We start from the raw sequence: 14007 nt of genomic DNA, 5'->3' as shown, positions 1-14007 counted from the left end.
CCATTCGTCGTGATGGGGTCGTCATGAAACAAGTGCGCCCGGAACAGCTCATCGCCCAGCTGCAGCGCAACGGCACGCAGTTGGAGCCCCTCTACACGGTCACGGGCGACGAACCGCTGCTCGTCATCGAGACCTGCGATGCACTGCGTGCGGCCGCCATGGCGGCGGGTTATACCGAACGGGAAACCGTCGTGGCCGACGCCCGGAGCGACTGGAGCGCGCTGCTCAGCGCCTCGCAATCCATTTCGCTGTTCGGCGAACGCCGGCTGCTCGAGCTGAAGATTCCTTCGGGCAAGCCCGGCAAGACGGGAGGGGAAGTCATCGCCCGGCTCGCCCGCCAGGCGCCCGCCCAGGCCGGGGACTGCATCACGGTCGTGATGCTTCCCAAGCTCGACAAGGCGACCCGTTCCTCGAACTGGTTCACTGCCTTGGCCGAACACGGCCTGGTCGTCGACGTCCCGACCATAGAACGGCCCATGCTGCCCGGCTGGATAGGCGAACGCCTGGCTCGCCAGCAGCAGCGCGCAAGCGCTGAAGTCCTGCAATGGCTGGCCGATCGCGTCGAAGGCAATTTGCTGGCCGCGCACCAGGAAATCCTCAAGCTGGGCCTGCTCTATCCTGAAGGCGCCCTGACGCTGGAACAGGTGCAGGAAGCGGTCATGAACGTCGCGCGCTACGACGTATTCAAGCTGCGCGACGCAATGCTGGCTGGAGATGCCCAGCGCATCGTCAGGCTGATCGAGGGCTTGCGCGCGGAGGGCGAAGCGCTGCCGCTCGTATTGTGGGCGGTGGGCGAAGAGATCCGGCTGCTGGCCCGACTTTCACAGGCCGCCCAGCAGGGTCAAAGCGTACCGGCCCTAATGCGGACGCTGCGCTTCTTTGGCACGCACGAGCAACTGGCCCATCAGGCGCTCAAGCGCATTCCGCCCCAGGCATGGACCGCTGCCGTCCACCACGCCCACGAAGTGGACAAAATCATCAAAGGCTTGCGCGTACCGGGGCGCTTGCCAGACCCATGGCACGAACTCACGCGCCTTGCGCTCAGGCTCGCGGCCTGAGGCACGGCCCATTTTTTTCGCATTTGGAATGGATACTCACACACTCGACGACACCATGCGTCAATTGGGCGCCCGGGCCCGCAAGGCCGCCCGCCAGGTCGCGCGCGCGGACGACCGCACGAAATCGGCTGCGCTCCGGGCCATGGCCGAGCGCCTGCGGGAACGCAAGGATTGGCTGCAGGCGGAAAACGCCAAAGACCTGGAAGCGGCCAAGCGCAATGGGTTGGAGCCCGCGTTGATCGACCGCTTGACCCTGTCGGACAAAGCCCTGGCCCTGATGGCGGCTGGCCTGGAGCAGATCGCCGCGATGCCAGACCCCGTCGGCGAACTGACCGAGACCCGGCTGCGCCCGAACGGCATGCAGGTGGCCCGCATGCGCGTACCGCTTGGCGTCATCGCCATCGTCTACGAGTCGCGCCCCAACGTCACGATCGACGCCGCGGCGCTCTGCCTGAAATCCGGCAATGCCGCGATCCTCCGTGGAGGCTCCGAAGCCATCCATTCGAACACGGCGCTCGGGCTCATCGTGCGCGCCGGCCTGGAGGCGGCCGGCCTGCCGGCCGACGCCGTGCAGGTGGTCGAAACCACAGACCGTGCCGCCGTGGGCAAGCTCGCGACCATGACAGAGTACGTGGACGTCATCGTTCCGCGCGGAGGAAAGGGACTCATCAAGCGACTGTCCGAAGAGGCCAAGGTGCCCGTGATCAAGCACCTGGACGGTATCTGCCACGTATACGTGGACCGCGACGCCGACCTCGCCAAGGCCCAGGCCATCGCGTTCAACGCCAAGACCTACCGGTACGGCATCTGCGGCGCAATGGAGACGCTCCTGGTGCATGCGGACGTCGCGCCCGCCTTCCTGCCCCCCATGAGCCGCGCCTTCATCGAGCACGGAGTCGAATTGCGGGGTTGCGAGCGCACGCGGGCCATCGTCCCCGAGGCCGTGCCCGCCAGCGAGGAGGACTGGGCCACCGAGTACCTGGCCCCCATTCTCTCAGTGAAAATTGTCGACGACATTGGGCAGGCGATCCACCATATCGAAACCTACGGTTCGCAACACACCGACGCCATCGTGACAGAGAGTCTGGCGGCGGCTCGCCGCTTCCAGCGCGAAGTGGACTCCAGCTCCGTCTACGTCAACCTCCCCACTTGCTTTGCCGACGGGTATGAATACGGATTGGGCGCCGAAATCGGCATCTCGACCAACAAGCTACACGCGCGAGGGCCCGTTGGGCTGGAAGGACTGACGACCCTCAAGTGGGTGCTGACCGGCGACGGCCAGACGCGCGGCTAACCGGTCGCCCCGGGCACACATGGCCTGCCTCCCCGATCCCTGTTACGCTGCCGCGATGCCGCGCAAGCTGTGTTTGAACTGACGAGGAACCGCTCATGTTGTGGGTGAAAGCTTTCCATATCGTATTCGTCGCCTCCTGGTTTGCAGGGTTGTTTTACTTGCCCCGCATCTTCGTGAACCTGGCCCAGGAAACGAACGAGGCGGCCATCGCCCGGCTCCTGGGCATGGCGCGGCGGCTATTCCGCTTCATGACCATGCTGGCGGTACCCGCCGTGTTGCTGGGGCTATGGCTTTATCTGGGTTACGGTATCGGCATGGGTCCGGGCAACGGCTGGATGCATGCCAAGCTTGCCGTCGTCCTGCTGGTGATAGGCTATCACCACGCTTGCGGCAGCCTGCTGCGCAAATTCGAAGCCGGGCGCAACACGCGGTCCCATACGTTCTATCGCTGGTTCAACGAAATCCCCGTGCTGCTGCTGCTCGCGGCCACGATCTTCGTTGTCGTCAAACCTTTCTAACCGTTCCGACCTTGTCCGATACCCCCGAGCGCAAGACCAAGACGCTATCCCTCCCCGCTGGCGCGTTGCGCCCCCCTGCCGGCGACGAACGCAATGCCGACCGGCGCACCCGCTCGGGCCCGCGCGCCCACCGGGTGGCCCGGGCTGCGCTCGAAAGCGGCAAGCTCTCGCCCGCCGAGCCGGAACGCGAGTCCGGTCGGCGCGGGCCCAAACGTCCGGACGAGCACGCTGTCCCGGCCAAACCGCCCGGGCGGCGATCTCGTGATGCAGGCGACCATCCCTCGGGCGCTCGCCCGCCGCGTGCCGGCAAGGCGGCCCAAGCGGTGCCTACCACCCGGCCCAACCAGTCCGGGCGCAGCGTCGAGGCCGTCCCGCGCCGGGAACGCCCCGGACCAGGGCGCTTGGAGGCCTTGGCGGATGCGGGGCGCCGTGCGCCCGCGCCGCCTCGGGCCGAAACCTTTGCCATGTTCGCGCCCTGCCCACAAGGGCTGGAAGAGGCCCTGGCCGACGAGCTGCGCGCCCTGGGATTCGACGATGTCCGCCCCGGCCGGGCCGGGGCGCACTTCTCGGCAGACTGGTCGGGCATGATGCGCGCAAATCTCGAGTCGCGGCTGGCTACCCGGATACTGGTCCGCGTTGCCCAGGAAACCGTGCACGACGAAAATGACTTGCTCGAGCTCGCCCGGTCTACCCCCTGGGAACGCTGGTTCGGCGCGGAATGCACCTTGCGCGTCGACACCTCGGCCGTGCGCAGCCCCATGAAGAGCCTGCAATTCTGCAACCTGCGGGTCAAAGACGGCATCTGTGACAGGCTGCGGGAACTGGAGGGCGAGCGTCCCAGCATTGACACCGTGCGGCCGGGCGCCCGCGTCCATGCCTTCTTGGACGAAACGAGCGCCACGCTTTACCTCGACACGTCTGGGGAATCGCTGTTCAAGCGCGGCTGGCGCCTGGACAAGGGAGAAGCGCCGCTGCGCGAGAACCTGGCCGCCGGCTTGCTCGCGCTCTCGGGCTGGACGGCAGACGTACCGCTCATCGACCCGTTCTGCGGCAGTGGCACGATCCTGATCGAAGCCGCCCTCAAGGCGCTCAATGTTCCGCCTGGCATCTCCCGCCCCTTCGGCTTCGAAAGGCTGCGCGACCACCCGGAACGCCGCTGGCGCGACCTGAAGGACGACGCCCGCAGCCGGATCCTGCCGGAATTGCCCATGCAGCTGGCCGGCGCCGACATCGACCCGCGCGCCATCGAAGCTGCCCGCGAAAACGCCCGCCGCGCCGGCCTCACGGAAGACGCGGTCTACTTCGAAGTCGCCGACGCGCGGGACACCTGCCCCCTGGACGAACGTGCCGGCTGGCTGGTCACCAACCCTCCCTACGGCGAGCGGCTAGGCCTTGAACAAGACGACCAACTGTGGTCGGAATGGGCGACCACGTTGAAACGGGAGTTCGGCGGCTGGCAGCTCCACGTCATCACCAACGACTTCGACCTCCCGAGGAAGCTGCGCCTGGACCCGTTCCGGCGCACGCCGGTCCACAACGGCGCCCTGGAATGCCGCCTATTCGGCTTCCGGCTGGTCCAAGGCAGTTTCCGCCGCTAACCCGGAAAGGCGGCCTTCGCCGCCTGCTACCCCTTCCTTTCCTCGTTTCTTCCGCCAGCAAAGGGAGGCGTCCGTTCGTCTGCTCCCTATCCTGCCCGGATGGCCCGCCAGCCCCATATCACCCTGCGGCTGCGCCGCTGCCCTCCGCCGCCCCCTATTTCATCCCTCGTCGACCCGTCAAGCTTGGGAACAGGCCGAGAGAAAGATGATGCGCTGCAACAACATTCTGTCGCTTTTTCCGCCTATGAGACAAAAAGGCTTGCACTGTCCTGGGGTTTCCCCTAATATAGGGTTATCCCCTAGGTGATACCACCTAGCCAACCCAGAGAGAGGAATCCACCATGAAATACGTTCAAGACGCCAAATTGACCGATACCCTCGAACGCCAACTGATTCGCGACGAACTGGCCAACGAGGTCGACCAACCCCGTCCGTTCGAAGCCGTGCGCAATGCCGCCGTCCAGGTCTTTGACCTCATCGCCGACCTCAAGCGCGCCGCACGCCGCTACAACGTTCAATACGCCAACGGCTGAGCACCGTGGCGCGCGTCATCCGAGGGCGTCCCCGTTACCGGGAGACGCCCTTTGTTTTTGGTCGTCCCGGGCGAAAAAAATCTCCATGCGGGCCATGCCCCCATGGAGATTTCGAAGCGAAATGAAAGGGGTGCAGCGATCTGCACCCCTTTGTACTTATTGGGCGGTAGCGCTGGTCGCGCTCGACGACACGACGGAATGTTCTTCCCATCCGCCGCCCAGCGATTTGTACAGGGCCACCAAATTGTTCAAGCGCTGCGTGCGCGCCTGTAACAAGCCTTGCTCAGCCGTAAACAGCTGTCGTTGGGCATCGAGCACCTGCAGGTAGCTGTCCACGCCATTCTTGTAGCGCAAATCCGACAGTTCGACGCTTCGGCGGGATGCATTCACGAGCTGCTCCTGCGCCTGGATCTGGCGGTCGAACGCCCCCTTGGCGTCGAGCGCGTCAGCCACTTCGCGGAAGGCCGTCTGGATGGCCTGCTCGTATTGGGCCACCGCAATATTCTTGCGGGCCTCCGCCAAATCGAGATTGGCTCGATTGCGGCCGCCGTCGAAGAGCGGCAGGCTGATCTGGGGCGTGAAGCTCCATGCCAGCGACCCACTGTCGAACAGGCCGGACAGCTGGCTGCTGGCCGTGCCGAACGCGCCCGTCAGCGCAATGCGGGGGAAGAAGGCCGCCCGCGCGGCGCCGATGTTCGCATTCGCCGCGCGCAGCTGCTGCTCGGCGGCGCGAATGTCCGGACGCCGCTCGATGACATCCGAGGTCAGGCCCACCGGTACGTCCGCCAATAGCGATTGCGCATCCAACGGGCGGGGCGGAGGGAGATCGGCCGGCAAGGGCTGCCCAATCATGAGCACGATCGCATTGGTGGCCTGGGCCCGGTTGCGCTCGGCGATCGCCAGCTCCGAGAGCGCGCTTTGCACCAGCGACTCCGCCTGTTGCAGCTCCAGCTCCGAAGCCGTTCCCGCGTCATACCGAATCTTGATCAGCTCATACGATTCCTGGCGCGTCTTGAGCGTACGCTGCGCGAGGGAATAGAGCTCGTCGCTCGCACGCTCGTTCAGGTAGGCATTGGCAAGCTGCGCGACGAGGCTGATCTGCGTGGCACGCCGCGCTTCCTCGCTCGCCAAGTACTGCGCCAGGGCCGCCGCGCTCAGGCTCCTGACGCGGCCGAACAAGTCCAGCTCGAAGGCCGTCACCCCGAGGTTCACCTGATACTGGCTGCCCACGGTCTGCTGGCGCGAGGGCGAAAGATCCGCGGGCGTGCGCTGGCGCGTGCCAGCGGCATTGGCATTGACGCCCGGCACTTGGTCTGCGCGGATCACGCCGTACTGTGCCCGCGCTGCCTCGATATTGAGCACCGCCACGCGTAGGTCGCGATTGTTTTCCAGCGCCAACTCGATCAGCCGCTGCAGCCTCTCGTCTGCGAAAAACTGCCGCCATCCAATGTCAGCCGCGGCTGGCTGCGAGCCGGCCGCCGCGGGGGCTCCGTGCGCGGAGAAATCCGGCGCGACCGGCGCAGCGGGCCGTTCATAGGCCGGGATCATCGAGCATCCGCCCACCAATGCAGCGACCGCCGCAGACACGAGTGTCCTGCGCAGGCTGGCTCCACGGACCGACCCTGCCGCCCCGGCCTCCTGGCCGGGCAGCAAACGCAGCACGCGTGAAAGTCCCTTCATATCAATTTCCTTCATGCTTGACTGCTCCCGCCGCGCCTGCATCGGCCGCCTTCGGTTGATCGTCATGATGACCCATGACGTGCAGCGATTCAGGCCTGGTCTTGAACAGCTTGAGCACTACCACGAAGAACACCGGCACCAGGAACACCGCCAACAAAGTGGCGGAGATCATGCCTCCCATCACGCCCGTGCCGATGGCGCGCTGGGCGCCCGAACTCGCCCCAGTCGCGATGGCGAGCGGCAGGACGCCCAAAATGAACGCCAGCGAGGTCATGATGATGGGACGGAAGCGCAGCCGGGCCGCCTCGATGGTGGCTTCGGCCAGCCCCTTGCCCTGGGCGTAGAGGTCCTTGGCGAACTCCACGATCAGAATCGCGTTCTTGGCCGACAGGCCGATGATGGTGATCAGCCCCACCTTGAAGAACACGTCGTTGGGCATGCCAACCAGGGTGACGGCCAGCACAGCCCCGAGGATCCCGAGCGGAACCACGAGGATCACCGAGAACGGAATCGACCAGCTCTCGTAAAGCGCCGCGAGCACGAGGAAGACCACCAACAGCGACAAGGTCAGCAGGATGGGCACTTGCGCGCCCGACACCCGCTCTTGCAGCGACTGCCCGGTCCACTCGTAACCGATGCCCGGGGGCAAATCGCGCACCAACCGCTCCATCTCGGCCATGGCATCCCCGGTGCTGAAGCCTGGCTTGGCGTCACCCGAGATCTTGTACGCGGGATACCCGTTGTAGCGGATGACCTGTACCGGCCCCTTGTCCCACTCTGAGGTGGCGAATGCGGAGAACGGCACCAGCTCCCCTCTCGAATTGGCGGCATAAAGGCGCAGCAAGTCGTCAGGGGTCATCCGGCTTTCGGCCTCGGCTTGGACGACCACCCGCTGCACCCGGCCCGCGTTGATGAAATCGTTGATCACGGCCGAGCCGACCGAGGTGGACAACGCGGACCGAATGGACTCGAACGACACGCCCAGGGCATTCGCCTTGTCCCGGTCAATCAACAGCCGCAGTTGCGGCGCATCTTCCAGGCCTTCGACGCGTGCGTACGCGATCACCGGGCTCTGGGCCACCGCTGCCAGCAACTGGTCGCGGGCATCCCGCAGCGCGTTGTGGCCGAGGCCGCCGCGGTCTTGCAGGCGGAAGGTGAAGCCGGTCGCGTTGCCGAGTTCGGGAATGGCGGGCGGCACGATCGAGAACACCATAGCGTCCTTGATCCGGGCGAAGAAGGATCCGTTGGCGCGCGAGGCCTCGGCTTGGGCCGACTCATCCGGGCCGCGCTCGGACCAGTCCTTGAGCGTGGCGAACGACAGCGCGGCGTTCTGGCCCATGCCGGAGAAGCTAAAGCCCATGATGGTGATGATGGACTTCACCGACGGACGCGAGCGGTAATGCTCCTCCATGGCCTCGACGGCCGCGAGCGTGCGGTTGGACGAGGCACCCGGCGGCGTCTGGACATCAGTGATCACGTAACCCTGGTCTTCGGCCGGGAGGAACGAAGACGGCAGGCGCACGAAGGTATAGGCCAGTACCGCCAGGATGGCCACATAAAGGAGCATGTAGCGTCCGGTCCTGCCCAGGATGCGCCCGACCCAGTTCTGGTAGGCATCCGCGGTGCGGTTGAAGCTGCGGTTGAACCATCCGAAGAAGCCCTTCTTCTCGAGATGGGCCCCTTTGGGGATGGGCTTGAGCAGCGTCGCGCACAGGGCAGGCGTCAGAGACAATGCCAGGAAGCCTGAGAACAGGATCGACGTTGCCATGGCCAGGGAGAACTGGCGGTAAATCACGCCTACCGATCCGCTCATGAAAGCCAGGGGCAGGAACACCGCCGTCAGCACCAGGGTAATGCCGATGATGGCCCCGCTGATCTGCCCCATGGCCTTGATGGTGGCTTCCTTAGGCGGCAGGCCTTCCTCGACCATGATCCGCTCCACGTTCTCCACCACCACGATGGCGTCGTCCACCAGGATACCGATCACGAGCACCATGCCGAACATGGTCAGCACGTTGATAGAGAATCCCGCGGCGTACATGCACGCGAACGACCCCATCAGGGCAATCGGCACCACGATGGATGGAATCAACGTGTAGCGGAAATTCTGCAGGAACAGGAACATCACCAGGAACACCAGCACCATGGCTTCGACCAGGGTGTGGAGCACCTTCTCGATCGACGCCTTCACGAAAGGCGAGGTGTCGTACGGGATGTCGTACTTGTAATCGGGCGGGAAATAGGCCGCGAGCTCCTCCATCTTGTTCCTGACGCCCTCGGCCGCCGACAGCGCGTTGGCGCCGGGCGCAAGCTGCACCGCGACGGCTGCCGTCGGCTTGCCATTCAGGCGCGAGGAGAACATGTAGGTCTCGGCACCGACCTCGATACGAGCGACGTCCCGCAGGCGCACGGTCGAGCCGTCCGGGTTCGCGCGCAGGATGATGTTGCCAAACTCTTCGGGCGTGGCAAGCTGCCCGCGCACGGTAATCGACGCGTTGATCTGCTGGTTGGGCAAGTTGGGCTGGTCGCCGATCGCGCCCGCGGGCAATTGCACGTTCTGGCCCGCGATCGCCGCATTCACGTCGGCCGCAGAGAGCTTGTACCCCACCAGCTTGGCCGGGTCGATCCACACCCGCATGGCGCGCTGCGACGCGAACAGCTGTGCGCGGCCCACGCCGGGGATGCGGCGGATCTCGCTGAGCACGTTGCGTGTCAGGTAGTCGCCCAGCCCGACGGCGTCGGTCTGGCCGCTCTCGGACGAAAGCGTCACCACCAGCAGGAAGTTGGTGCTGGCCTTCTCGATCCGCAGGCCCTGCTGCAGCACGGTCTGGGGCAAGCGCGACTCCACGCGCTTGACGCGGTTCTGGACTTCCACCGCCGCCAAGTCCGGGTTGGTGCCCGGCGCGAAGGTAATGTCGATCTCGGCGCGGCCGTAATTGCTCTGCGACTCGAAATACAACATGCCCGGGGCACCGTTGAGCTCGTCCTCGATCAGTGCGGTGATGGACTGAGAGATCGTTTCCGCGGACGCGCCGGGATAGGTCGCCGAGACGGTGATGACCGGAGGCGCCACCGCCGGGTACTGCGACACGGGCAGATTCGGAATGGCCAGGACGCCCGCCAGGATGATGAACAGCGCGACCACCCAGGCAAAAATCGGCCTGTTAATAAAAAATTGCGACATGTCTGGTGACTCTCTTAGAGAAGCTTCTGGCGGCCCGGCTGGACCCGGCTCGACATCAATGGCGCAAGACACGCCCCGCCCCGACGGGGACGGAGCTCACCGGCCCGCTCGCCCGGGGCCCACATTGCTCCGGACGCCGTACCCATCACGGCTTGCTACTGCCTTGAGCCGTCGCTGGCTGTGCCCCCGAAGCCGGGGCGCCCGAGGCAGCCTTCCAGGGAACGGGCTTGACCTGCGCGCCCGGGCGAATCTTCTGGAAGCCCTCCACGATGACGACGTCATTGGGCGCAAGCCCCTTCGTCACGACCCAGCGGTCGCCCACCGCGGCGCCGGTCTGGATGGGCCGCGTTTCGACTTTGTTGTCGGCGCCCACCACGTAGACCGCTGCGTCGCCATTGGCGCCCCGCTGCACCGCTTGCTGCGGCACGGTAATCGCCGCCTCGTCTATGCCTTGCTCGACGCGTACCCGCACATACATGCCGGGCAGCAGCACGCTCTTGGGATTGGGAAATTCCGCGCGCAGGGTCACCTGGCCCGTGCTCTGGTCAACCGTCACGTCAGAAAACAGCAGCCTGCCCGTTAGCGGATATTGCGAACCGTCGTCGAGCAGGAGCGAGACGCGCGCCTCATTGGGCGCGACCTGCTTGATCTTGCCGCTGTCGAACGCCGCTCGCAGTTGCATCAGCTGGGTCACGGACTGGGTAAAGTTGACGTAGATGGGATCCAGGCGTTGGATGACGGCAAGCGGCGTCACTTCTCCCTGCCCGACCAAGGCGCCTTCCGTCACCAGCGCGCGGCCGATGCGACCCGATATGGGAGCCGTGACGGTTGCATAGTCGAGGTTGAGCTTCGCGCGGTCGAGCGCAGCCTTGCTTGCCGACACGGCGGCTTGCGCCTGCTTGTAAGCCGCCACGGCATTGTCGTATTCCTGCTTGCTGATGGCGTTTGCCTTGACCAGCGGCTCGTAGCGCTCGGCGAGCATGCGCGCCTGGTACAAATTCGCTTCGTCCCGCTCGAGGTTCGCCTTGGCGCTGTTGTAGTCAGCCTGGAACGGCGCTGGGTCGATCTTGAACAGCAATTGTCCGGCCTTGACGTCGGACCCTTCTCGAAAAGCCCGTTGCAGGACGATGCCGGGAACCCGCGCCCGCACTTCCGCGATCCGCGTGGCTTCCACGCGTCCGGGCAGCTCGTTGACGATGACCTCTTTCGCGGGCTGGACGGTAATGGTGCCGATCTCCATGGGAGGAGGCGCACCCGCGCCCTGCTGTGCGCTACCGTTTCCTTTGCTGCAAGCCGACAACGCGAGCAAGGTCGCCAGCGATACCGCGCCTAGCAGATAAGGGGAGCGTCTTTTGCGTTGCATAGCATTCCTCTAGGCATATGACGTCGCGGCGAAGGGCCGGACGTAATCGAAATCCCTGGATCACGAAAGCCTTGCGGGTCCGGCGGCCGGAGCGCAGCCCCAGTGCGGACGAGAAGACAGTGCGGACATCATGAAGCGGACGATTATACAAACATTCATGGATGTTTGTATAAAAAGCAGAGGACTTTTCGACGTCGGCAGCCGCCAGCGGCCGGTGCCACCCCAGGATGTCGAGATCGGGATCCTTTCCCTTGGCAGCCGGCACCGAACCACGGCCGGCTGAAGAAACAAGGGAGAATGCTCCCATATTTTTGTGGCGCCACGCTACGTGAGGCGTGACTTTGCGTTGCACGTGTTGCGGCATAAACAACACTTTCCCCGGGTCTTCGTGCCAACTCCCCTTCCCTGGGGAAACTGGATCGCCGCGCGACGCCACGCGATCGGTTTATAGTCCACATACGCCCGGCGCTCCCGGGCACCGTCAGTACGAGAAAGGAAGCACCATGCGTCTGGACAAAGGCCGACAAAGCCGCAACGTGGAAGACCGCCGCGGCGCCGGACCAAGCCTCGGCGGCCGAGGCTCCCTCGGCATTGGAGCGGTGATATTGGCACTCGTGGCCATGTACTTCGGCATCGATCCCGCGGTCGTACTCGATCTTGCCTCCGGCCCGGGCGCGCCCGCCGAGCAGACCGCCGGTCCTCCACCGGCGGACGATCCGCAGGCCCAGTTCGTCTCGAAGGTCCTGGCCGATACGGAGGACACCTGGGGAGAACTCTTCCGTGCCTCGGGAAGCCGGTACGCGGAACCCAAGCTGGTGCTCTACACAGGCGCGACCGGCACGGCATGCGGCATGGGCCAGTCGGCCATGGGCCCCTTTTATTGCCCCGCCGACACGCGGGTCTACCTGGACATGAGCTTTTTCGGGGAAATGCAGCGGCGCCTGAACGCCCCCGGTGACTTCGCCCGCGCCTATGTGATCGCGCACGAAATCGGACACCACGTCCAAAACCTGCTCGGCACCGCCGAACGTGTTAGCCGGCAGCAGCGGAGCGTGAACACGGCCGAAGCCAACAGGTTGTCCGTGCGCATGGAGCTGCAGGCGGACTGTTATGCGGGCATCTGGGCCCACCATGCCAACCGGAGCAGACAGATACTCGAGCCGGGCGACGTGGAAGAGGCGCTCAACGCCGCCTCCGCCATCGGCGACGACCGGCTGCAAAAAGAAGCCCAAGGCTATGTGGTGCCGGACTCTTTCACGCACGGCACCTCCGAGCAGCGGGTGCGCTGGTTCAAGCGCGGCCTGGAAAGCGGGGATCCCCGCCAGTGCGACACTTTTGCGGCCGCGGCGCTCTAGCGCGGGGAGACCGGCCGGCCACTACGACATGCACGGGCCCCGCAAGCGGGGCCCGTGTTTCATGCAGCATGCTCTCGCGCCATTTCAGCAGCGCAGGTGCCGGCGTACATATAGTCGCGCCGGAACGGATAAGCCTGCCCCGGAGGATTGTCCAGCTCCGTGCTGTCGAAAGCGACCTGCCGCTGGCACAAGACCTGGTTGAGCGACACCCACCCCTGCTCGAAGGCCATGGCACAGCCCGCGAGATAGAGACGATACGCGCGGACGGACTTGGCCCCCTGCTCGCCCGACAGAATCTTGTACGCCTCATCCAGCTTGGATTCCAGCCCGTCGCTCCAGGCCCACAGCGTGCGGGCATAATGCGGACGCAGGTTTTCGACGTCGACTGCCTCCAGCCCGCCGTCGCTGAGCGTCTCCAGCACCTTGCTGACGTGGACGAGCTCGCCGCCTGGAAAAATGTACTTCTCGATGAATTCGCCCATGCCGCTGCCGAGCTGGGCGTTGTAGGTGCCGCCCGCGGTAATGCCGTGATTCATCACGAGGCCGCCGGGACGCAGCAGCCGCCGGATCTTGGAAAAATAGGCCGTCAACTGTGCGCGGCCCACATGCTCGAACATCCCCACGGAAGCGATTTTGTCGTAGGGCTGCGACTCATCGAGCTTGCGGTAATCGAGCAGCAGCATCCGCACCCGATCCTTGAGGCCCTTTTCTTCGATCAGGCGGTTGACGTGGGCATACTGATTTTTTGACAGGGTGATGCCGGTCGCGTCCACGCCGTAATTTTCCGCGGCCCACAGCAATAGTCCGCCCCAGCCCGCCCCGATGTCGAGAAAACGCTCACCCTTCTGCAGCCGGAGCTTCCGGCAAATATGGTCCAGCTTTGCCTCCTGCGCCTGGGCCAGCGTCATGTTCGAATCGCGATAATACGCACACGAATAGACGCGGCGAGGGTCTTGCCACAGGCCGTAAAACTCGTCGGACAAGTCGTAGTGGAATTCAATCTGGCGAGCGTCGCGCTCGAGGGTATGGCGCATCACCGAGGCGGCCTTGCGCGCCATTTCGGTGAAGAATCCGGGACGGGAGCGATCGATGGGCGAGTCTTTCAGCAAGGCCGCGGCGGCGGTCATAAGGTCGCGCATGCTGCCGCGAATATCGACGCGCCCTTCGACATAATCTTCGCCGATCGCGCCTATCTTACCTCTCACAAGGTGAGACAAAGACCGCAGGGATTTGAATTGGAAGCCGACCTTGGGATTGTCGGCCCCCAACTTGGTGCCGTCCGGCAGTATTAACTGAACGGGAATGGGTAATGCTGCAAGTTGACGCTCAGCCTGTGAGAAAAGTGCATTCATGAAGGTTTTCCGTGTTTCACAACCTGTCGATCGCGACAGACGCGCGTTACCGGCGCACAACCTTCGTCCAGA

At 64.8% G+C, this 14007-nt stretch carries 10 protein-coding genes; 6 read left to right on the top strand and 4 right to left on the bottom strand.

The features are described from left to right. Window positions 1–23: 23 nt before the first annotated feature. The 5 genes from holA (at window position 24) to Q0319_RS07110 (ending at window position 5001) form a co-directional block, all read left to right on the top strand. Window positions 24–1058, top strand: a complete 1035-nt coding sequence (gene holA / locus Q0319_RS07130; protein ID WP_299451559.1) for a DNA polymerase III subunit delta — start codon at window positions 24–26, stop codon at window positions 1056–1058. Between the two features lie 28 nt (window positions 1059–1086). Then, entirely contained in the window at window positions 1087–2352 is a 1266-nt protein-coding gene (locus Q0319_RS07125) for a glutamate-5-semialdehyde dehydrogenase (protein ID WP_296468311.1), read from the top strand. Window positions 2353–2447: 95 nt separating this feature from the next. Next, window positions 2448–2870 carry a CopD family protein gene (locus Q0319_RS07120; RefSeq protein WP_296468309.1) on the top strand — a complete coding sequence of 141 codons (423 nt, stop codon included), beginning with the start codon at window positions 2448–2450 and terminating at the stop codon, window positions 2868–2870. 11 nt (window positions 2871–2881) lie between these two features. Continuing rightward, on the top strand, window positions 2882–4468 hold the full coding sequence (locus Q0319_RS07115; protein WP_299451557.1) for a THUMP domain-containing protein: 1587 nt from the start codon (window positions 2882–2884) through the stop codon (window positions 4466–4468). A 341-nt stretch (window positions 4469–4809) separates the two neighbouring features. Further along, window positions 4810–5001, top strand: a complete 192-nt coding sequence (locus Q0319_RS07110) for a hypothetical protein (RefSeq protein WP_296468307.1) — start codon at window positions 4810–4812, stop codon at window positions 4999–5001. 156 nt (window positions 5002–5157) lie between these two features. On the opposite strand, the gene adeC is transcribed toward Q0319_RS07110, so the two are convergent. The 3 genes from adeC to Q0319_RS07095 all read right to left on the bottom strand — a co-directional run bounded on the left by adeC (window position 5158) and on the right by Q0319_RS07095 (window position 11228). After that, window positions 5158–6681, bottom strand: a complete 1524-nt coding sequence (adeC, locus tag Q0319_RS07105) for an AdeC/AdeK/OprM family multidrug efflux complex outer membrane factor (RefSeq protein ID WP_296468305.1) — start codon at window positions 6679–6681, stop codon at window positions 5158–5160. 1 nt (window position 6682) lies between these two features. Next, window positions 6683–9865 carry an efflux RND transporter permease subunit gene (locus tag Q0319_RS07100; protein ID WP_299451555.1) on the bottom strand — a complete coding sequence of 1061 codons (3183 nt, stop codon included), beginning with the start codon at window positions 9863–9865 and terminating at the stop codon, window positions 6683–6685. Window positions 9866–10010: 145 nt separating this feature from the next. Further along, complete coding sequence (locus Q0319_RS07095) at window positions 10011–11228, bottom strand: efflux RND transporter periplasmic adaptor subunit (RefSeq protein WP_296468301.1); 1218 nt, start codon at window positions 11226–11228, stop codon at window positions 10011–10013. A gap of 503 nt (window positions 11229–11731) precedes the next feature. Between Q0319_RS07095 and Q0319_RS07090 the strand changes: the two genes are divergently transcribed. Then, window positions 11732–12583: a neutral zinc metallopeptidase gene (locus Q0319_RS07090; protein ID WP_299451552.1), complete on the top strand. Its 852-nt coding sequence runs from the start codon at window positions 11732–11734 to the stop codon at window positions 12581–12583. Window positions 12584–12642: 59 nt separating this feature from the next. Here Q0319_RS07090 and Q0319_RS07085 read toward each other — a convergent pair whose 3' ends face one another. Then, entirely contained in the window at window positions 12643–13935 is a 1293-nt protein-coding gene (locus Q0319_RS07085) for a class I SAM-dependent methyltransferase (RefSeq protein WP_296470704.1), read from the bottom strand. Between the last annotated feature and the right edge of the window lie 72 nt (window positions 13936–14007).

The sequence above is a fragment of the uncultured Pigmentiphaga sp. genome (assembly GCF_937950555.1).
In the GTDB taxonomy this organism is placed as follows: Bacteria; Pseudomonadota; Gammaproteobacteria; order Burkholderiales; family Burkholderiaceae_B; genus Pigmentiphaga.
Note: the sequence above shows the minus strand (reverse complement) of the source record. Positions and strands in the feature narration are given on the sequence as shown.

Coding starts and splice junctions, on each gene's coding strand:
- Q0319_RS07090 (WP_299451552.1), top strand. CDS start 11,732: ATGCGTCTGGACAAAGGCCGACAAAGCCGCAACGTGGAAGACCGCCGC.
- Q0319_RS07095 (WP_296468301.1), bottom strand. CDS start 11,228: ATGCAACGCAAAAGACGCTCCCCTTATCTGCTAGGCGCGGTATCGCTG.
- holA (WP_299451559.1), top strand. CDS start 24: ATGAAACAAGTGCGCCCGGAACAGCTCATCGCCCAGCTGCAGCGCAAC.
- adeC (WP_296468305.1), bottom strand. CDS start 6,681: ATGAAGGGACTTTCACGCGTGCTGCGTTTGCTGCCCGGCCAGGAGGCC.
- Q0319_RS07100 (WP_299451555.1), bottom strand. CDS start 9,865: ATGTCGCAATTTTTTATTAACAGGCCGATTTTTGCCTGGGTGGTCGCG.
- Q0319_RS07085 (WP_296470704.1), bottom strand. CDS start 13,935: ATGAATGCACTTTTCTCACAGGCTGAGCGTCAACTTGCAGCATTACCC.
- Q0319_RS07110 (WP_296468307.1), top strand. CDS start 4,810: ATGAAATACGTTCAAGACGCCAAATTGACCGATACCCTCGAACGCCAA.
- Q0319_RS07125 (WP_296468311.1), top strand. CDS start 1,087: ATGGATACTCACACACTCGACGACACCATGCGTCAATTGGGCGCCCGG.
- Q0319_RS07120 (WP_296468309.1), top strand. CDS start 2,448: ATGTTGTGGGTGAAAGCTTTCCATATCGTATTCGTCGCCTCCTGGTTT.